The following is a 20,598-nucleotide window of genomic DNA, read 5'->3' as shown; positions in this document are numbered from 1 at the left end:
TAAAAGTTAAAATTGGATAGGAAAAGGCTCTAGTTGCCGAGTTAAGGCAATATCGAGAACTAGAACCCTTGAACTATCAAATCTTACTTATCCAAATATTAAGCAGAGATTTCTACAGCACCTTTGGTAACACGAGCTTTGTACGCTTTCACGTTGAAGTTCTCGTCTTCCATGCACACACCTGTTGCTAGGTTAAAGCGTTGCTTTTTAAGTGGGCTTGCCACCCAAAGCTCTTCTTTGTGCTCAACAATCAAGCCACGTGATAACACGTTGGATTGAAAGTAAGGGTCTGTATTACTAATCGCGAATACTTCTTCAGCCTTAGTTGGGCGGAAGACAGCCACTTGCTCACCAGCAACCAATGCACAAACACCTGTACCTGGGATAATGTCTTCGATCTTACAAACTTTGGTAAATGCCATGATGTCGTCTCCCAATTAAACCAGTTCAACATGAAGGATATCGCCCTTCGCTTCAGGGTGTTTCTCTGTGAATGTCGCTGGACGGTGTTGTTCACGACCGTCATCAACAAACACAACGTTTTCATCACGGTCATCAGCGTTGATGAAGTGAGCGAAGCGCTTAAGTTGAGCTTCATCGTTGATAGTGTCTGTCCACTCACAAGCAAAGTTGTCAACAAGGCCAGCGATGTCAGCTTCAAGTTGGTCGTTAATACCAAGCTTATTGTCGATGATGACTTCACGTAGGTAATCCACACCACCTTCTAGGTTATCCATCCATACCGAAGTACGTTGTAGCGGAGCAGCCGTACGGATGTAGAACATCATGAAGCGGTCGATGTACTTGATCAGCGTTTCTTGATCTAGGTCGCTTGCTAGTAGGTCTGCGTGACGAGGCTTCATACCACCGTTACCACACACGTACATATTCCAACCTGCATCAGTTGCGATGATACCTAAATCTTTACCTTGAGCTTCAGCACACTCACGAGTACAGCCAGACACACCAAACTTCATCTTATGAGGAGTACGGATGCCTTTGTAGCGGTTCTCGATCATCACGCCTAAGCCAACTGAATCTTGAACGCCGTAACGACACCAAGTAGAACCAACACATGTCTTAGCCATACGAAGTGCTTTTGCGTAAGCTTGACCCGTTTCGTAACCTGCAGCGATTAACTTTTTCCAGATTGCTGGTAAGTCATCTTTTTGAGCACCGAACAGGCCGATACGTTGTGCACCAGTGATCTTAGTGTAAAGGTTATATTCAGCGGCAACATCAGCCAGAACGCTTAGCGCTTGAGGCGTTACTTCACCACCCGCCATACGAGGGATAACAGAGTAAGTACCGTCTTTTTGCATGTTACCTAGGAAGTTATCGTTGGTATCGTGCAGTTTCACTAGCTCAGGCTTAAGGATGTGTTCACCCCAGCATGAAGCAAGGATAGAACCCGCTAGAGGCTTACATACTTCACAGCCGTAGCCTTTACCGTATTTCTCTAGTAGCTCATCGAACGTTTTGATTTCTTCGATGCGAATTAGGTGGAAAAGCTCTTGGCGAGAGTAAGCAAAGTGCTCACACACATCGTTCTTAACTTCTACCCCTGCTTTAGCAAGTTCAGCATTAAGTACTGAAGTCACTAGTGGAATACAACCACCACAACCAGTGCCAGCCCCCGTTACTGCTTTGATATCACCGATGGTGTGATGACCTTCAGCAACCGCTTGAGCGATCTTGCCTTTCGTTACATCGAAACAAGAACAGATAACTGCAGATTCAGGAAGAGAGTCTGCGCCAAGTGTTGGCTTTTCAGCCCCAGCGTGTGCAGGAAGAATCAACGCATCTGGGTGTTCTGGCAGATCGATTTCGTTAAGCATAAGCTGTAGAAGATCGCCGTAATCAGACGTGTCACCAACCATTACTGCACCAAGCAGCTTCTTGTTATCTTCAGAAACGATTAGACGCTTGTAAACTTCTTGCTCTTCGTTTTGGTAAACGTAGCTCTTACAACCAGGAGTACGACCGTTTGCATCACCGATAGAACCTACTTTCACACCTAGAAGCTTAAGCTTCGCAGACATGTCAGCACCTTCGAACGTGCTTTCGTTACCAACAATGTGGTCAACTGCAACTGTCGCCATCTTGTAACCAGGAGCAACTAGGCCGTAGAACGTTTGGTTCCATGACGCACACTCACCGATCGCGTAGATGTCTTTATCTGTTGTTTGACAGTGATCGTTAATCTCGATACCGCCACGAGGCGCAATACCCAGCCCCATTTGACGAGCAAGTTTGTCTTGAGGGCGGATACCTGCAGAGAATACGATGAAATCTGTTTCTAACTCAGTACCGTCTGCAAAGCGCATCACGTTACGAGCTTCAGTGCCTTCAGGAGCAATCTCAAGCGTGTTCTTGCTTGTATGTACGTTTACGCCCATACGTTCGATTTTTTGACGAAGTTGGTTACCACCCGCTTGGTCAAGCTGCTCAGCCATTAGCTTTGGAGCAAACTCAACAACGTGCGTAGTTACGCCAAGAGCTTTTAGTGCGCCTGCTGCTTCAAGACCAAGCAAACCACCACCAACAACCACACCAGATTTAGAATTCTTAGCGGTTGCTTCGATAGCTTTCAAATCTTCGATTGTGCGGTAAACGAAACAGTCTTTACCTTCGTTACCTTTGATTGGCGGAACGAATGGGTATGAACCTGTAGCAAGGATTAGCTTGTCGTATTGAATTTCACGACCAGTGCTTGAGTAAACTGTTTTCTTTTCACGGTTAACGTTAATAGCACGCTCACCGATCAGCATGTTGATGCCGTGTTTCTCGTAGAAACCTTCTTTAACTAAAGAAAGTTCGTCCGCAGTATGGTGTGAAAAATAAGAAGAAAGGTGTACACGATCATAGGCTACGCGAGGCTCTTCAGAGAAGACTGTGATGTCCATGTTAGCAACGTCTGTCTTCTCGACTAAATCTTCGATATAGCGATGGCCTACCATCCCGTTACCGATTACGACTAGCTTCATCTTGCTCATAAGAATTCCTGAAGGTTGTATATTTCTTAACTAAGCGAATAATGAATTATGAAAGAAAATGAAAATATGATGTAAATCAATTACGAAATCGAACTACCCAAAAGGGGTAGAACAAAAGAGGTAGAAGTGGCTAACTTTAAGCCATAGCAAACGAATAACCATAGGTTTGATAAAATTTAGAGGCGTTTTATAGGCAATTTCACACACAAGCATGCTTGTTGTAATATTTCACAATAGACTAGCAACAACGCAAGTAAATGACAATCATTTTCATTTGCAGTCATGAGAAGTGTAATAACTCATGAAAGCGTTACAGGTTCATGAGCAACTGTGTATAAATGTGAAGAACTGGATAACCACAAACACAGTCGTCCCACTCCCCTACCCATCAATTCCATTTACAAATCGCACACTCGATTAATTTGGGTTGTCTTGCAGAGCTACTAGCAGTTTTCTTCAAACAACTTTCTCAGAAATACGTTTAGTTCAACTTATTCAACCTGTATAACAAAGTGCCTTGATAACGTAGAAATCCGTAAAACAGAGCGAACAGCATAGAGTCATCTACCCAGAAGTGAAGTTCAATAAATGGACGGCGTTAGAAATTAGTAAATCGGGAAGAAATGGAATTTCAGATAGTAAAAAGGCCAGCATATCTGCTGGCCTTTTTACTTTGAATAGTGGAGGCGCCTCCCGGAGTCGAACCGAGGTCCACGGATTTGCAATCCGCTGCATAGCCACTCTGCCAAGGCGCCTTTATAGTGATTTAAGAGAACAACTCTTTGTTCATCACTCTACTCAAAAGTAGAAGCAAGATAGATGGTGCCCCGGGCCGGACTTGAACCGGCACAGCGCGAACGCCGAGGGATTTTAAATCCCTTGTGTCTACCAATTCCACCACCAGGGCACGCAATTCTTTATTGCGATGCCGATTACTGAAAAGTAAAACACCATCTTAATGTCGAAATGAATCAACATTACAAAATTTGGAGCGATACATCGGGTTCGAACCGATGACCTCAACCTTGGCAAGGTTGCGCTCTACCAACTGAGCTAGTATCGCATTTTCATTCATCAGCTTTCTAAAATGAAAGAGAGAATGGAGGCGCCTCCCGGAGTCGAACCGAGGTCCACGGATTTGCAATCCGCTGCATAGCCACTCTGCCAAGGCGCCTTTATAGTGATTTAAGAGAACAACTCTTTGTTCATCACTCTACTCAAAAGTAGAAGCAAGATAGATGGTGCCCCGGGCCGGACTTGAACCGGCACAGCGCGAACGCCGAGGGATTTTAAATCCCTTGTGTCTACCAATTCCACCACCAGGGCAACGCAATCTTGCGATGCTGATTACTGAAAAGTAAAACACCATCTCTCAGCGACCTAAGCCGTGAGAACGAGGTGTACTTTAACGGATGGAAAAAATTCGTCAACAATAAATTTTATCTTTTAATTCAAGTGATTAATTATCGCTCTCCAAAGAATAAATTTAGCCCAGCTTGTATGGTTCTTATACTTACCTATAAAGTTCAATAGTGTGTTCAACTCTGAATGAGCAGTTCGAGCTACAGCTATCTCCTGCTCTTTTAGTCTTATTACAGCGTTCAATTCGCGTTTTCATGTGCTTTTCACATTCAACGACTAGAGTTTTAAGTAACTCTTATTAAAGTTTAAATCCGTGAAACCACTAAAACGATACCAGTACGAGCGCTATGCCGTTCTTTGTAACCTCGCCTACCCTAGAGTTTTTAAGCAAACTCGCTATGGTTTCGATCCTAATGGACAGCGCGTCATAAAGAACCAGTTTGGTAAAACGATGATTCGGGTGCTTTGGAGTAGTGACAAAGATGAAGTGGTTGTGGTTATTAAAGGGTCACACAGTGTATCAGACTGGCTGCTTAACTTTGCTCTTTGGACAAGAAGCTGCAAAAGGATTGGACTCAACTATCGTGTTCACGCGGGATTTTATCACCTGATGTTTCAAGAGAGCCAGCCAAGCCGCAACGAAGACAAGTTAGGTTTAAGCGTGGTTGAGCGATTAGAAATGGTTCTTGTACCGTTATTGGAGCAAGGGAAAAGGATTGCGATTACTGGGCACTCCTCCGGCGGCGCCATTGGTTGTGTCTTTGCGGATTATTTTGACAAGAAATACCCAGGCTGCATTAAGCGAATCGTGACCTTTGGACAACCAGCGATTGGTGATTGGAGCTTTAAGAAGCGCTATCGCCTTCGCAAAAAAACCTATCGTATCTGTTGTGACATCGACATTGTGACCTTCATGCCGCCCGTACCTTTACTTTATTGGCATGTCGGAAAGGTACTTTGGCTCTACAACGGCAGAATCTATGAGAACACCCCAACGTTTATTCGCCTTGGACGTTCTATTTTTAGCTGGTTGATTAGGCCTTTCTCTTACCACTTGATGAGTAAATACATACGTAATAAAGACTTCTTTGATCAGCATTGAAACTCGCCTTAGCACCACAAAGAAAGAGCACAAACTGCTAGCAGTCTGTGCTCTGGTATTTACTAATCTATCTGTATTGCGCTTTGATTGTTAAAGCTTGAATCGAGACAACTCTTGTTTCAAATCACTTGCTAAATTGCTGAGCTGATCCGCCTGAGAAACCGCATCCGTTGCATCAAGTGCCATAACGTCACTCAATTCACGAACAGATTCAGTATTAGCATTAATTTCAGCAGTAACCAGTGACTGCTCTTCCGCAGCAGAAGCAATTTGAGTCGCCATATCACTGATCACTTGAATCGCTTCTCGGATTTGAGCCAAGCTCTCTCCCGCCATATCAACATCATGCACACTTGTCTCTGCCATATCGTGACTTTGAGTCATCACTTTAACCGCACTATTCGTTGCCTGCTGCAAACGCTTGATCTTGTCTTCAATTTCTTCAGTTGATGCGTGAGTACGCTGAGACAATACTCGAACCTCATCCGCTACAACGGCAAAGCCACGACCTTGTTCACCAGCCCTCGCCGCTTCAATCGCAGCATTTAGTGCCAGTAGGTTAGTTTGTTCAGCGATCTCACGTATCGTCGCTAAGATAGACGCAATTTGTTGCCCATGCTCTTCTAGCTCGCTGATAATAGATACAGCACTCGTCAGTTCAGTAGCAAGCTCATTGATTGATGATTGGCTTTTGGCCATCTGCTGAAAGCCTTGTTCGCTTAATTCAACCGAATGACTAGCACTTTTCGCTGTATTGTCTGCGTTAGAAGCGATCTCAGCCGTCGCAGTCGCCATTTCAGTTACCGCAGTAGCTACCATCGTAATTTCATCTTGCTGTCGGCTTACGCTATCACTGCGCTTAAGGGCACTCTCATTAGCATGCTCAGCACCATTGTTCATTGCTGTGGATACTTGAGTAACGTTGGTCATCATTCCATGCAGTCGATCGACAAACACATTGAACTTATCGGCCAACTGACCAACTTCATCTTTGCTGGATACTTGAAGGCGTTGCGTTAAGTCACCTTCACCCTCTGCGATATCTGCGAGAGCTTCGCTCACTCGTCCTAGCTCCACCAGCTGGCGAGCAACAAACCAAGACGTCGCTGCAGCCATCACAATCAAAACAATCAAGCCTGTAGTGATCTGACTGACCAACATGTCGAACAGAGGTTGTTCCAAGACATCTTTATCCATCTCAATCACAAGTAACCAATCTGTACCACTGATTGGCTCCGCCATGATCACTCGTTCGTGACCATCAACTTGGGTAAAGATCGTCGTTAGATTCTGCGCTGCACTGTTTAAACCAGCAACACTCAGCTCTGGAGCGATGTCATTCACCTGCTTAAGAATAAAGTCTTCGTTTTGGTGAGCGACAACCGTGCCTTGTTTGTCTATAAGGGTCGCTCGACCATTTCCTGGAACCTGGATAGCTAATACGTCTTTAATCAGCTTGTCCAAGGCGAGGTTCGAAGCAACGACACCAATAATGGATCCGTTCTCGGTGACCGGATCGGTCAGTGTAACCACGAGCGCCTGCATCGTAACGCTTACATACGGCTTGGTTGTGACGGCTTTGTTTTGCGCTAACGTCTCTTTATACCAACCACGAACTCTTGGGTCGTACCCTGCTTTATTGAGAGAAGGATCATGACGGAACATCTCCCCGTCTTTATTGCCGTAATAACTCAATCCAAAGCCACCAGATACAAGGGTTTGACGTAAGTGCGGGACAATATCTAATGAAGGGTTAAGTTGAACTTGTTGTTGAAGACCATGTACGGCTTGTTTCTTGTCGTAAAACCAATCACTGATCCCTTTTGCATGGGCGTTCAGCGTGTTACGACTTTCACTCTCTATAGCCTGCCAGCTGTTACTTTGAAACGTCTTATAACCCATAAAAAGAAGAATTGCGGATGTAAAAGCAATCGCCAAAACTACAGAGAAAACCATTTTCCTCTTTAGACTAAATTGCATATTAAGAACCTCTTATAGAACAATTAAAGAAATATAAAGAGAAATCCTATCACCCATACTCATGTTTTTATTAGGGTTATCCCAAAAAACCATGAAACAAATTGAGCATTATGTTTAATTGTGACTTTGATTTATTTACTGGTTTATCAACGATAAAGATTATTTAGCCGCAAACAAAAGCGAGTTGTAGAAAACAAAGGAAAAGTAAAAGCAGAGTGCTCAAACAGAGCAGATAAGCAGATAAGCAGATAAGCAGATAAGCAGATAAGCAGATAAGCAGATAAAAAATAAGACGCCAGATACGAAAAAACCAGCCACTAGGACTGGTTTTTCTGAATAATGGAGGCGCCTCCCGGAGTCGAACCGAGGTCCACGGATTTGCAATCCGCTGCATAGCCACTCTGCCAAGGCGCCTTCAATAGTGTTTTAAGAGAACAACTCTTTTGATTGCTACCCCAAAAGGTTACAACCAAATAGATGGTGCCCCGGGCCGGACTTGAACCGGCACAACGCGAACGTCGAGGGATTTTAAATCCCTTGTGTCTACCAATTCCACCACCAGGGCACGCAATTCTTTATTGCGATGCCGATTACTGAAAAGTAAAACACCATCTTAATGTCAATATGAATCAACATTATAAAATTTGGAGCGATACATCGGGTTCGAACCGATGACCTCAACCTTGGCAAGGTTGCGCTCTACCAACTGAGCTAGTATCGCATTTTCATTCCTATTATCTCTTAAATTATCAAACTAAGAGAAAGAATGGAGGCGCCTCCCGGAGTCGAACCGAGGTCCACGGATTTGCAATCCGCTGCATAGCCACTCTGCCAAGGCGCCTTTTTATTTCAACACGTTAGGGACTAAGTAAGCCACTCCGCTGTGTTCGGGTGCCTACTTTACGGATTAAGGAGAGATAGTCAAACAAAAAAGTGAATTTAAATTCTGTTTGCTGACATTTAAATCAAATTGCTGCTTGTTCGATCTTTTCAGCTAAAAAACACACAGCAAAATGGTTTACATTAATGATTCGCGATCTACCACTTCTTCATAAAGCGGCCAACCAAGCTCGGGTGATATGCCCAACAATGATCAAACATGCTCATCAATTGAGGGTTGCCGTACTTAGAAAGGCTCACTGCGTGGAAACGGTTTTTATGTTCCTTCAGCTTTTCAACCTGAGCGATCATCTCATCAGACTGCTTAGGAGCAATAAAGTCAGACAGCACGATTAAATCGGCATTCTTGTATTTGTCACCTGTCATTAAGTCGATCGACTTCATCAATACAGGTTCCAAATCTGTGCCTCCGTGGAATGAGTAACTCAAGAAGTCGCTCGCTTCACGTAAGCCATCTTGCCTTGTTAGCTCGTAAGTAATCTGTTCTGAAGAGAAAAGGATCACGTAACAGTCCCTTTCTTCCGCCAAAGCGATTTGCATTAGCGCATAGGCCATTGCTTTAGCGGATTGCTCAGGAAAGCCGCTCATAGAGCCAGAGGCGTCGACACAAACAATAAACGGCCCCTTCTCGATATCAACGTGTTTACTATCTGGCTTTTGTGCCTTAACTTTACGCAACGTACGAGACTTACCTTTGGAGCGATAGCTCAGTAAGCGTTTATCCGCCAAGTGCTTGTAGAAGATAACTTCGAGCTCTGGGTACGCCAAGAACATAGTCTCGTTTGGCAGCATCTTGTTGAGATCATCGCTTTCATGAATCCCGACGATATCATCAACGGCTTCATCGCTTTTCTCTTCTACCATCTGTAGTTCTTCTACAGGAGCCTTATGTAACGAGGGATCGTCTTCCATGCCCGCCATGCGGCCTAGCTTCTCTGCTATCTCTTGCAGACCTTTGTGTTTATTTAAAAACTCTGCGTGACGCTTCATTACCGTTAAGTCTGTTTTACTCAACTTAGCAGAAGCCATATCCCACAAACGTCCTACGCTTCCCTCATCACCAGATTCCGTCACTTTATCCATGTTTTTCATGGTTTCCATGCGTTGGTAGAGATCCGCTAAAACTTTCTCTTTGCTGGTTTCCAACTCTGTTACTTGAGCTTGCTTGATGGCATCTGACAACGACTGATACCACTGATCACAGAAGTAGTGCGGGAACATCGCATTGTAAACACCCTTGTTGTTTTCCATCAGGCGTCTAGCTTGTAGGTAAAACGCTGAGTGCCACTCCAATTTTTTGATGACACTATCAATCTCATCAAAAAACTGGGGCTCATCCCAGTGAATTACTTCTTGGTAAAGTGCGATTTCTTCTTGGAATCGGTCGGTCTCACACACCTTAGTGACACGTTTTTTTACTTTGCCGCGCCATTTCACTAAGTGGTTTTTAACCGACGTTTTAACCCCTTTATTCTCGGCAGCCATCATCACTTGAGAACGGGCGATGAGATCATTCATCGCCGTATCAATGATGCCTGAGTCAGCAACCATTAAAGCAAGGTTTAAACCGTCTGCTCCTAACATACTTGCCCCCTCTACTCAAAGTACTGACTCATAAATTTAAGACGCTGAGCAATCTTGCTGCTCTTCACTTTCGCAGTCTCAAGCTCTTGTGTTACCGCTTGCAAACTTGACTCCATCGCTTTTGGTAGCTCTGGGTCAATATAGTTATGAGGAAGCGCATCGTGGAAATCGGTGCGCACGCGTTTCAGCTTGAATTCAGCTTCGTTTAATTGCTCAAGTGCTCGTTCAGCACCACTCAACCATTTACTGTAAAGCTCTTGGTCCAAACCATCAGTTGTCACCACACTCACTAATACCGAGCGATTCGCGATGTCTTTAATCACTAGTTGGTTCGATGCATCAAGATCCAACTTCAATCGACACAGATTCTTATTTTCGTTTACGTAACCGTAAATATCTCCGTGCCCTTCTTTAAGCACACGGTCGAAGTCATCTTTCGCTACGTAAACCCAGCGGCTATCACCTTTCTCTGATTCTGACACTGACATGTTGCTTTGCAGCAGAACTAACTTCACTAAGTTGTAAGCACTGCCGACGCTGTACGTCTTCGCATTTTTAATATCGTTGTGGTAAACGTCTTTACGTAGAAGGCCGCTGGTTGTTTCCATAGAGAGCGAAACAGAAAGTGTTGCTTCAACTTCGTCTTGGATATCTTCAAGCTCTTCACGTGACATTTCAATTTGAGCTTTAGACTCTTGTTGATCGAAAGCTCGGTTCAACGCAAAGTCTTTAACTACACTACGAACCACATCTCGTGATTCAGGGCTGTGCCACAAGCAATCTTGCAGTAAAAGAATATCGAGCGGGTTGACGCTGTCACGACCACTGAAGAACGCACTCGCCTTCAGCAGTTTCACAGCTTTCTTCCAACGTCTATCTGAAACATACAAATCAGACTCAGAAGTTGAACCCTGCTGCTTAACCGTCTCTTCTAGCATGGTTTTCAACTGATACAGCTTGTTGAACGCGTTGTCCGTCAGTTCAAGCTTATCGAGTTCTTTTTGCCACTGGTGATATTCAATATCAGTAATCGCCAAACCCTTCGGGATCTCAGCTTCTTGAGAAGTACCCGCAGTTAGCATCGATTTGAAGTTTTGTTTGTTCTGGATTCGGTTTACAAACACGCGCACAAGCATGCGGTCATAAAGAGCTTCTAGGCCGCTGTCTTCATCTGGAAGTTCATTAGATGCTGACACCAATAAGCGCATTGGTACGCGTTCAATATCGCTACCATTCTTGAACGTTTTTTCGTTCACAACGGTAAGGAGTGTATTAAGGATCGCAGGGCCAGCTTTCCAGATTTCATCAAGGAAAACCACTTGAGCCGTTGGTAAATAACCTTCAGTCAGCCTTACGTAGCGACCATTGTCTTTTAATTCTTGGATACTTAAAGGACCAAACACCTCTTCAGGCGTAGAAAAGCGTGTCATCAAATATTCAAAATAACTGCTGTTATCGAAAGCTTGGATTAGCCGTTTAGCGATAAGACTTTTTGCAATGCCTGGAGGGCCCAGTAGGAAAACACTTTCACCAGCCAAAGCAGCCAGTAAACAGAGCTTAATGGTATCTTCTCTTTCATAGACACCATCAGACAGAGCATGCGCTAATTTGTTAATTCTTTCAGAGAGTAGCGCCTTGTCAGCATGTGAAGAAATAGAAGGGGTCATGCATTACTCCGAAAATCTTTGGACAATAAAGAGTGTAGATTTGTTTTTATACATTTGTTAGCACTTTGTTACAAGTGTATTTTATTATTGAGTTGCATTTATATCAGATGGTTACGTCCGTAATTTCGGTGTAATCATAGATTGCAAATTTGAGAGTAGAGTCACGAATGGAGTGAAATTTAATTCAAAACTATGCCTAAATTTTCTTTTATTTTCGACACCATAGGCGTTATGGTGGAGCACGTCTTTCGAATACGAAAAATTGGCAAGGAATGTGGCCAGACTGCATGAATAAAGTTATCCATCAATGGAAAAGTATATCTCTCATAGAAGAGAACGTGACGCTCCCAACAAACGTCGTGGTAAAACATACAACAATTAACCACCCAGGTGCCGCCGTTATTCTTCCTATTACGTCTTCTGGAAAAGTCATTCTGATCAACCAGTTTCGCCCTTCACTCAAAAAGTGGCTTTTAGAACTGCCCGCAGGCACGATGGAAGTCAATGAAACACCACTTGAGTGTGCTCAACGTGAACTAGAAGAAGAAACCGGTTATAGCGCAGAGTCATTCCAAAGTCTGGGGCAAGTTACCCCACTCGCTGGCTTCTGTGATGAGATACAGCACCTATTCGTCGCAAAAGACCTTAGCCTCACTACCCGTTTTGAATGTGACGAAGATGAAGTCATAGAAGTGATCGAGCTGAGCTTAGAAGAACTGCACGACAAAATACGACACGATCAAATCACCGATACAAAAACTATCGCTTGTTTAAGTAAAGCCCAACTCTGCGGCTACCTATAATACTCTAGGAGAGAAACATGGACTTTCGTTCTGATACCGTAACTAAACCCTCACAAGCAATGCGCGATGTAATGGCAAACGCAGAAGTCGGTGATGATGTATATGGTGACGACCCAACAGTAAATGAACTTGAGCAGTGGGCAGCCAACGAAACAGGCTTTGAAGCCGCTATGTTCACCTCTTCAGGCACGCAAGCCAACCTACTCGGCCTAATGGCACACTGTGAACGTGGTGATGAATACCTTTGTGGCCAACAAGCGCACAACTACAAATACGAAGCTGGCGGCGCTGCGGTACTGGGTTCGATTCAACCTCAACCAATCGAAAACAACCCAGATGGCACTCTTGATTTCAAAAAGCTTGCTGCTGCTATTAAGCCTGATGACAGCCACTTCGCCCGCACTAAGCTTTTGAGTCTAGAAAACACGATTAATGGCAAAGTACTGCCAATGTCTTACCTAGCGGAAGCTCGCGAGTTCGTAAACCAACACGGTTTGCAAATGCACTTAGACGGCGCACGCGTATACAATGCGGCAGTCGCGTTAGACGTTCACATTAAAGAGATCGCACAACACTTCGATTCGATGACGATTTGTTTATCAAAAGGCTTAGGTGCGCCGATTGGCTCTCTGCTACTGGGTAGTAAAGAGTACATAGCTAAAGCGCGTCGACTACGTAAAATGGTCGGTGGCGGCATGCGTCAAGCAGGCATCCTTGCTGCTGCAGGTAAAATGGCGCTGACTGAGAACGTTACTCAACTTAAAGCTGACCACGAGAACGCGAAAAACCTAGCGATTGGCCTAAGTAAGCTTGAGGGCTTCTCGGTTAACCCTGATTTCATTCAAACGAACATCGTGTTCGCTAAGTTAGACGAGACTGTTGATATCAACCGCATCGCACGGGAGTTAGGTGAAAAAGGCATTACTGTGTCACCAGGTAACCCTGTGCGCTTTGTTACTCACCGTGACATTAGTTCTGAAGACATTTCTCGACTCTTAAATGAATTACAAAAAGCGCTGACAGTCTAATACCATAATCAACCCTTAACGAATCGTAAAATGCCACGCAATATCGTGTGGCATTTTTTTACCATCAGTCAGTTAATACTTATTCCGGTTTAGGTACTACACGCATGTTGTCCATATAGTAATCAGGAATAATACGAGGGTAAAATCTATCCTCTAAACACTCATAAAGGAACTCGTCATCATTTCTGTTTTGCGGCGGTAAACCACATACTTTAATTGCGCGACCATTATTGACATATTCTTGCTTTTGGTTATCAAAAATCTCTTCAACAAAATAGAATTTATTGCCTTTGACTACGCCACCATAACCGCGGTCAAACATACTTTGACTTAGAGCGAAGCTCGCAACTTCGTTATTATTCAAGTTGCTGTACACTTTCATTGTGTAATGACTAACATCGGCATCAAATAGCTGGTCTTTTGAGAGGACTAATTCTTGCTTTGCAAACATAATATTTCTATACACGATAGCACCACTATCGTGCACTAGAGTCACACGATAGCCCATGATGTCTTGGCCATACACCCTTAAGTCCACACCACTTATCGCTTGTAAGCCATTAAAAATCCACTCCCAAGGGTTAATAATAGACGGAAGGATTTGATAAAGCGTCGTCATCGCAGTATTCCCGCCACTTGGGTCTTCAACAATCGCAGAACCTTCACTTTGATCAAGTAACGAACCTACTGTAATAGGGAAGGATTGACTACGGAAATTAGGAACATACACACACAGCTCTTCAAGCGTAATGCCATTGGTAAAACCACTACCTTCAATCTCGTCACTATTACATAAATGACGCTCTGACTCCCCCTCGACCACTTTAGGTATGTGTTTTACAACCGCATTCACAGCACTCGCTAAATTGAATGTTTTCCCAATATTGGCCAGCTTAAAGTTCGTTGTAACAGCCTTATTCATTGCCTGAGAGGCAGAGTTTACAAAAGTCGCCCCTGTAGGCCCTGTAGTAATTTTGACTAATGAGTTAAACAAACGACGAATGTTAGGAACCATCGCCTTTTTCCAAATTTCAGAGTTCAAATTAACATCCGACACGCTCTTCTTCATCACTTCCCAAGAGATTGGATCGATACCCGCTGGTTTTAAATCATTATTTACTTGGTCTTTTGAAACAAACAAATTAGATTCATTCTGCATAATAAAAGAGCGGAGGTTGGAAAGAAATTCAATAACTGAAACACCCTGTTCACCCGGTGAAAAATACTCAGTTGGATATAGAACCTCTGAGTTACCCGTAGGAACCGTCTCAAGCCCAAACAACATCACCTCCGAAAGACTTACCTCTTTGTAGGCTACGTACGAGTTGTTCCAAGTTTTAACTATCGGGGTAGTGGTACACTCCGCACACCTAACTATGTCTCGAATTACATCCTTTAAAAGCTTGTCTAACTCCCTTTCAGCAGTAGTCATCGATAACTTTTCTGAAAGATATTTTTGTATAAACAGTAGCTCTTGATAATGGATTTTCTCTGCTTTTGTTGGCTTTGGTGACGAGAAATCTATTTGCTCAATTTCAGCATCATGAAAGCGCTTTGCTTCATTATCATACTGAACGAACAATTGTTGTTTTGCACCGACAAAATCTAGCCCTGTTTTACTGCTGTTTTCATCCAGCTCTCGGCGAATGATTGTTTGTAGTTCAGGGTTAATACGAGCGTCCATAATGGACTGCGTGTCTGCGATAATAGGGCTAACATAACCCTGATCTCCATGATGAACATCGGCAAGAACGATATTAGTATTACTAATCATCTCGAGCTTGACATTAAGATATTGTTTCTTAATTGGCTCTTGCTCTTGATACCAATCCGAAGAAACCGAATCGTATTTTTCTTTCAGATAATCCTTACAAGGACTCTCTTCCGAACGGTAAGTTAAGCAATTCTTCGAAAGAACCAACTGAAATAGGTATAGGGAGTCATGGTATTGAGGATCCACTTGGTCATAAAACACCGTTTGAACAACCGACGAGTGATTAACGTCTTGTGCAAAAGAAGTATTCGACAAAAGCGCGCTCATTAATACGAACGGCAAAGCCTTAGATATTTTCATGTATTTTTATTCTCGCTGAGATTTTATGTTTCGCCGCTAATAATAAAAATGCCAATAAAAATATCACTTAAATTTAGTGATAAAACCATCAAAAACTTATAAAAGGAACGGCAATCACCCTATTAATAGTAAAAATATATTTATGTATTTACATATTAAGATAAATGATTGAAAGTAAAGCAACCTCAAGCTGTAAGCAGAAGGTTAACGAAAGGTTCATTGAGTAATAAAATTGGGGTAGTGTCTTTAGGATAAGACCTTCGGATTCGGCACTTCCCCACCTTCTAACAACTGTTGTGCTTGATACATCACGTGCTATTAAAATGAACACATGTGCTCTAATAATTATCTGAGCCTTAGAACTGCTATCAGTCCAAGCAAAATTTAACAGGTCGCCACGCTTATTCTGTTTGCCAATACCAATACTGTTAAGTCATCAATCCCGACGCAAAAAAGCTATAGCTAACAAGTCATTGGTTAAAATGCTCTCAACTACCCACCTTAGTCCTTCTCTATACTCCCTAAACTTCAGCTAAAATCATGTTAGAGGACCATTAAAGACCGATCTTTATCGTCCCTTTATAGATATGGCTTTACACGCCCTATCGAACCCTTACAATGTGCAGCAACTATATTTATCAAGGTTTATCTCTATGTCTATTCAATGGTTTCCGGGTCACATGCATAAAGCCCGCAAAGAAATCGAAGAAGTTATCCCACAAGTTGATGTGATCATCGAAGTACTGGATGCGCGTATTCCGTTCAGTAGTGAAAACCCAATGATCTCCTCACTGCGCGGCGATAAGCCTTGTGTAAAAGTACTGAACAAGCGTGACCTTGCCGATCCTGAGTTAACTGAACGTTGGATTGAGCATTTCGAAAAAGAGCAAGGTGTAAAGGCTATTGCAATTACCACCAGCGTTAAAGAAGAAGTAAATCACATCATGGAACTGGTTCGTAAGCTTGCGCCACACCGTGAAGAGATTGGTAAGAACATTCGTACTATGATCATGGGTATCCCAAATGTGGGTAAATCAACCATCATCAACTGCCTAGCAGGACGTACAATCGCAGTGACAGGTAACCAACCCGCGGTAACTCGTCGTCAACAGCGTATTAACCTACAAAACGGCGTGATCCTTTCAGATACCCCTGGAATCCTTTGGCCTAAAGTAGAAAACCCACACAGTGGTTTCCGTCTAGCGGCTACAGGTGCAGTAAAAGACACAGCTATGGAATACGATGAAGTAGCATTCTACACCGTGGAGTATCTTGCGAAGCAGTACCCTCACCTACTGCAAGAGCGTTACCAAATTGAAGAGCTGCCAGATTCTGACATCGAGTTGATGGAAGCGATCGGTCGTAAGCGTGGAGCTCTTCGTGCTGGTGGTCATATCGACCTTCATAAGTGTTCTGAAATCTTACTTCACGAGCTGCGTAACGGCACTTTAGGTAAGGTAACTCTAGAGCTACCAGAAATGATCACAAAAGAGCTGATCGAAGTTGAAGAAGCCGCAGCACTAAAAGCCGAGCAACAAGCTAAGAAAAAAGAAGAACGTCGTAAGCGTTACTTGAAGAACAAGCGTTAATAGCGATTAATCACTCTCATATATCCCTCTAAACATATTCACGTTCTATTTCATGTAGGACGTGAATATCGTGCCCCTCCTTTGTTGATCTAGCTAACATACTGACAAATCTATAGAAATGCTCGTTTACAATCATCAAGACTGTGACATACTACGCAAATTATTGTGTATCAATTTCGGCTAGTTTCTCAATGCGCTCTTACATCGGGTTCAAAAATCAACGATTTAAAACCTATTTCGACAATGAAATTTATCTGCCGTACATAAATTTCATCTACATCCCGATCTCAATATTCTGTGCTTTTATTGTCTCGGACTATGTTCACTTCGGTACAGAGTGCATTACACCAATAGCCTTTCGCATCGTACTGTTCTTGATGATGATGGTTGTTGCTCGGTATTGCATCAAGCACAAGCCTAACGTTTTAGAGTTCGTTGAAAGTACCTTTCTTGTCATTAGCTCGCTGTTTCTAGTCTACGTTGGGCGGCTCGCGATTGACCTAGGAAATTTCGATTACCAAGGTGGTATCGTCCTCGTGATGATCTACATAGGTACGTTTTCTAGATTATCGGCCAAATACAGCATCACAACACTTTCATTTATTTTTGCCGCCTACCTAATCGGATTATCTCCTTTGCTGTATGCTGCAGAACCTACTCATGAAGTCGAAACCATTTCTATTTATGTGTCCGCTTATATTTTGATTTCAGCGGCCTGTATTAGACGTGATTTAGAAGTTCACAAACGCTTTGCACAATCGGAGCAACTTCGAAAACAAGCGATACAATTACGTAAACAGTCGAATATGTTTGAAGCGCTTTCCTATAAAGACGCGCTCACCGGCTGCTATAATCGACTCTACTTACATCAAGTCATCGAACCGAGCATTGATCGCGACTTATCCATCACATCGATTATGATCGACATTGACCATTTCAAAACCATTAATGATACCTACGGGCACCAGATGGGCGATCTGGTCATTAAAGAATTGGCCATCGAAATTCAGAAAAAACTACCACTGGGCAGTAACTGTTTTCGATATGGAGGAGAAGAGTTTCTGATTTTGGTACAAAACGGGACTGAAGATTCAATTCAATCACTCGTAGATTCGCTGCTAGAGTGTCCCTCTCGCCTTCGTTTAGAAGTCACAATTTCAATTGGCGTTAAACATTCACCTCAAGCACTAGGCTCGGTAGAGCAACTCATCGATGACGCCGATCAAGCACTCTATATTTCAAAGAAAAACGGCCGAAACCGTACATCTTGGTCTAATTAACTTTTTACCGACGCCCTTTTCTATTGCAAGCGAAACGAAAAAGCCCCAAACATCTGCATGCTTGGGGCATTAATTGTATTCTCAGTCACAAAATTACGTCATGATGAACAAAAACGCATCAGAGCGTGACAATTACGAAAACGCAGCGCTTTTGGTTCTCTGCTCGAGGTCAACGGGAGAAGCCCAAGAGATTACTTTCTCGTTAACTTGACTTCCGCATGGCGCGTTCCACACCTGCTCCAATTCTTGTTTTCCACCAATCGCTTCATAAAATGCAATAGCTTGATGATTTTCAGACATCACCTCTAGGTAAAGCCCTGAATCAGAATAGTATTGTTGTAATCGTTGAGACAGTTCAGACAACAAACGCTTGCCTAAGCCACGGCCTCGGTAGTTACTGTCTACATGCAATGCATCGATGAACGTCCCGCGTTCAAAGTTATGATTGCCAAATGCGCAGACAAAACCAACCAGTAAACCGCCTTCCTCAAGTAATAGAACATGTTGATTAAAAGGAGGATTAATCAAACGTGTCTGCCAAATAACAGACCTGTCCTCCAAAACCTCATGTTCTAGGTAATCATCAGCAAGAATGCCACGGTAATATAGCTTCCAGCTATCCGCGTGTAATTGGGCAATCCGCTCATAATCTTTATATTCAGCTACCTTAATTTCCATTTATTAGCCCTTAGTACTTCCATTTATGACTTGCTACTACATTTCACACTACCTTTATACAATATTTAAGTAAAACATACTAATACACGTTTACACTTTCAATATTGACTTACACGTGTACGCTGATATTCTAGCGCACAGATGTAAGCTCAATGGAAAATTGCTAATGAATAGTGCCGACAAACCATCAACAAAAAAGCCACCGTTAATCTGGCTCAATATCTTTGTATTCTCGTTTAGTATGCTGCTTGCTGTTGTTGCGGCTCCCGTTTACGGCTACTTTTTTGGCTATGGAATGGAACATTGGGTATGGCTAGCGATCTGTTTTAGCTTCTGTAACCTTTCAATCACGACTGGCTACCACCGCTTATGGTCACACAAAGCCTTTGAAGCGCATTCGAGCCTCAGATTCCTGTTTGCTTTGGGCGGTGCCTTTGCCTTACAAAACAGTGCTCTTCATTGGTCTTCTGACCACCGTATTCATCACAAGCATGTCGATAACAACGACAAAGACCCCTACTCTGCAAAACGTGGCTTTTGGTACTCACATATAGGCTGGATGATTCGCAACTACAACACGTCTATCTATAAAGATCACGAGAACTGTCGCGACTTGAAGAAAGACAAGATCGTAATGTGGCAGCACAAACACTACATTCTCCTTGCGCTCATCATGAACTTTGGCGTGCCTATCGCATTGGGCCTGATTTATGGCGATGTGATTGGCATGCTGTTAATCGTAGGTGCGGTTCGTTTGGTACTTAACCACCACACCACATTCTTCATTAACTCTCTTGCGCACATCTGGGGCAGCCAACCTTTTACCGACAAGAACACAGCACGCGATAATGGTGTACTTGCCTTACTTACTTTTGGCGAAGGCTACCACAACTTCCACCATATCTTTGAGAACGACTACCGTAACGGCATTTACTGGTGGCAATATGATCCAACGAAATGGCTGATTAAAAGTGCTTCGTTGATGGGGCTGGCGAGTAAACTTAAGAAAACACCACAAGCACGCATTGAAAAAGCCGAAGCGGCAATGCTATTAAAACGCACGCAGCAGAAGATCATGCATCGTGCAGATAACATTCAGATTGCAGAAAAACTGCAGGCAGAGTTTGACTCTCTCGTCTCCAATATGAACGAGTACTACGCCGTTAAAAAGCAACTGCTAGAAAGCAAGCGTGACGATGTCGTTAAAAAGTACGAACACTCACTTCTTAAAGTCCGTTACCAGCAGATCAAAATGAACTTCGAACAGCAAAAGAAAAATTGGGCGATGACGGTGGAGCAGTACGCTTAAATTAAAGGAGCGCGCTTAACACACCTGTAACAATACTGTTTGGTTCTTATTCGAAGGCCCTCATGCAAAGCATGAGGGCTTTTTTAATTTACAGGTCTAATTAAATATCTGAATTTAAAGCTTTTCTTAAAATCATAAACACTGGTTCCATTTGTCACATTTTTGATGCAATACCATGTATTATCGCGCCGCTTAGCGTGATCATTATCACTTACAACTTAACCCTCGTCTCATACCATGCGCGTC

At 43.2% G+C, this 20,598-nt stretch carries 13 protein-coding genes and 9 tRNA genes; 6 read left to right on the top strand and 16 right to left on the bottom strand.

Annotation, left to right across the window (positions count from 1 at the left end):
- Nucleotides 1-98: 98 nt before the first annotated feature.
- From nirD to OCV52_RS16330, 7 genes are all read right to left on the bottom strand, one after another.
- Nucleotides 99-422: a nitrite reductase small subunit NirD gene (gene nirD / locus OCV52_RS16360; RefSeq protein WP_048608192.1), complete on the bottom strand. Its 324-nt coding sequence runs from the start codon at nt 420-422 to the stop codon at nt 99-101.
- 15 nt (nt 423-437) lie between these two features.
- Nucleotides 438-2,996, bottom strand: a complete 2,559-nt coding sequence (gene nirB, locus OCV52_RS16355) for a nitrite reductase large subunit NirB (protein WP_137407438.1) — start codon at nt 2,994-2,996, stop codon at nt 438-440.
- Nucleotides 2,997-3,677: 681 nt separating this feature from the next.
- A tRNA-Cys gene (locus tag OCV52_RS16350) sits at nt 3,678-3,751 on the bottom strand.
- A 65-nt stretch (nt 3,752-3,816) separates the two neighbouring features.
- Nucleotides 3,817-3,903: transfer RNA gene (locus tag OCV52_RS16345), tRNA-Leu, on the bottom strand.
- A gap of 80 nt (nt 3,904-3,983) precedes the next feature.
- Nucleotides 3,984-4,059, bottom strand: a tRNA-Gly gene (locus OCV52_RS16340).
- Between the two features lie 37 nt (nt 4,060-4,096).
- A tRNA-Cys gene (locus OCV52_RS16335) sits at nt 4,097-4,170 on the bottom strand.
- A gap of 65 nt (nt 4,171-4,235) precedes the next feature.
- Nucleotides 4,236-4,322: transfer RNA gene (locus tag OCV52_RS16330), tRNA-Leu, on the bottom strand.
- A 349-nt stretch (nt 4,323-4,671) separates the two neighbouring features.
- On the opposite strand from OCV52_RS16330, the gene OCV52_RS16325 reads away from it, so the two are divergent.
- Complete coding sequence (locus OCV52_RS16325; protein ID WP_137407439.1) at nt 4,672-5,460, top strand: lipase family protein; 789 nt, start codon at nt 4,672-4,674, stop codon at nt 5,458-5,460.
- Nucleotides 5,461-5,550: 90 nt separating this feature from the next.
- Here the strand turns inward: OCV52_RS16325 and OCV52_RS16320 are convergent, their stop codons facing one another.
- The 7 genes from OCV52_RS16320 to OCV52_RS16290 form a co-directional block, all read right to left on the bottom strand.
- Entirely contained in the window at nt 5,551-7,440 is a 1,890-nt protein-coding gene (locus tag OCV52_RS16320) for a methyl-accepting chemotaxis protein (protein WP_449369305.1), read from the bottom strand.
- Nucleotides 7,441-7,780: 340 nt separating this feature from the next.
- Nucleotides 7,781-7,854 (bottom strand) — tRNA-Cys (locus tag OCV52_RS16315).
- Nucleotides 7,855-7,918: 64 nt separating this feature from the next.
- Nucleotides 7,919-8,005 (bottom strand) — tRNA-Leu (locus OCV52_RS16310).
- An 80-nt stretch (nt 8,006-8,085) separates the two neighbouring features.
- Nucleotides 8,086-8,161, bottom strand: a tRNA-Gly gene (locus tag OCV52_RS16305).
- A 46-nt stretch (nt 8,162-8,207) separates the two neighbouring features.
- Nucleotides 8,208-8,281 (bottom strand) — tRNA-Cys (locus OCV52_RS16300).
- Between the two features lie 197 nt (nt 8,282-8,478).
- Entirely contained in the window at nt 8,479-9,924 is a 1,446-nt protein-coding gene (gene viaA, locus OCV52_RS16295) for an ATPase RavA stimulator ViaA (RefSeq protein ID WP_004740142.1), read from the bottom strand.
- Between the two features lie 11 nt (nt 9,925-9,935).
- The gene (locus tag OCV52_RS16290; RefSeq protein WP_137407440.1) at nt 9,936-11,591 is read right to left on the bottom strand and encodes an ATPase RavA domain-containing protein; all 1,656 of its coding nucleotides are present in this window, start codon (nt 11,589-11,591) and stop codon (nt 9,936-9,938) included.
- Between the two features lie 287 nt (nt 11,592-11,878).
- Here OCV52_RS16290 and OCV52_RS16285 point away from each other — a divergent pair, with 287 nt between their 5' ends.
- Both OCV52_RS16285 and ltaE read left to right on the top strand, forming a co-directional pair.
- Entirely contained in the window at nt 11,879-12,394 is a 516-nt protein-coding gene (locus tag OCV52_RS16285; protein WP_137407441.1) for an NUDIX hydrolase, read from the top strand.
- A 17-nt stretch (nt 12,395-12,411) separates the two neighbouring features.
- Nucleotides 12,412-13,422 carry a low-specificity L-threonine aldolase gene (gene ltaE, locus OCV52_RS16280; RefSeq protein ID WP_137407442.1) on the top strand — a complete coding sequence of 337 codons (1,011 nt, stop codon included), beginning with the start codon at nt 12,412-12,414 and terminating at the stop codon, nt 13,420-13,422.
- A 79-nt stretch (nt 13,423-13,501) separates the two neighbouring features.
- Here ltaE and OCV52_RS16275 read toward each other — a convergent pair whose 3' ends face one another.
- Nucleotides 13,502-15,496, bottom strand: a complete 1,995-nt coding sequence (locus OCV52_RS16275; RefSeq protein WP_240700674.1) for a hypothetical protein — start codon at nt 15,494-15,496, stop codon at nt 13,502-13,504.
- A 653-nt stretch (nt 15,497-16,149) separates the two neighbouring features.
- Between OCV52_RS16275 and ylqF the strand changes: the two genes are divergently transcribed.
- Nucleotides 16,150-17,085: a ribosome biogenesis GTPase YlqF gene (ylqF, locus tag OCV52_RS16270; protein ID WP_137407443.1), complete on the top strand. Its 936-nt coding sequence runs from the start codon at nt 16,150-16,152 to the stop codon at nt 17,083-17,085.
- A 254-nt stretch (nt 17,086-17,339) separates the two neighbouring features.
- The gene (locus tag OCV52_RS16265) at nt 17,340-18,365 is read left to right on the top strand and encodes a GGDEF domain-containing protein (RefSeq protein WP_170222441.1); all 1,026 of its coding nucleotides are present in this window, start codon (nt 17,340-17,342) and stop codon (nt 18,363-18,365) included.
- A gap of 132 nt (nt 18,366-18,497) precedes the next feature.
- Here OCV52_RS16265 and OCV52_RS16260 read toward each other — a convergent pair whose 3' ends face one another.
- Complete coding sequence (locus tag OCV52_RS16260; RefSeq protein ID WP_061030872.1) at nt 18,498-19,043, bottom strand: GNAT family N-acetyltransferase; 546 nt, start codon at nt 19,041-19,043, stop codon at nt 18,498-18,500.
- Nucleotides 19,044-19,209: 166 nt separating this feature from the next.
- On the opposite strand from OCV52_RS16260, the gene OCV52_RS16255 reads away from it, so the two are divergent.
- Nucleotides 19,210-20,352 carry an acyl-CoA desaturase gene (locus OCV52_RS16255; RefSeq protein ID WP_137407445.1) on the top strand — a complete coding sequence of 381 codons (1,143 nt, stop codon included), beginning with the start codon at nt 19,210-19,212 and terminating at the stop codon, nt 20,350-20,352.
- Nucleotides 20,353-20,598: the final 246 nt, after the last annotated feature.

The organism is Vibrio chagasii (assembly GCF_024347355.1).
Taxonomy (GTDB): Bacteria; Pseudomonadota; Gammaproteobacteria; order Enterobacterales; family Vibrionaceae; genus Vibrio; species Vibrio chagasii.
The sequence above is the reverse complement of the archived record's forward strand: the minus strand, read 5'-3'. Positions and strand labels throughout refer to the sequence as shown.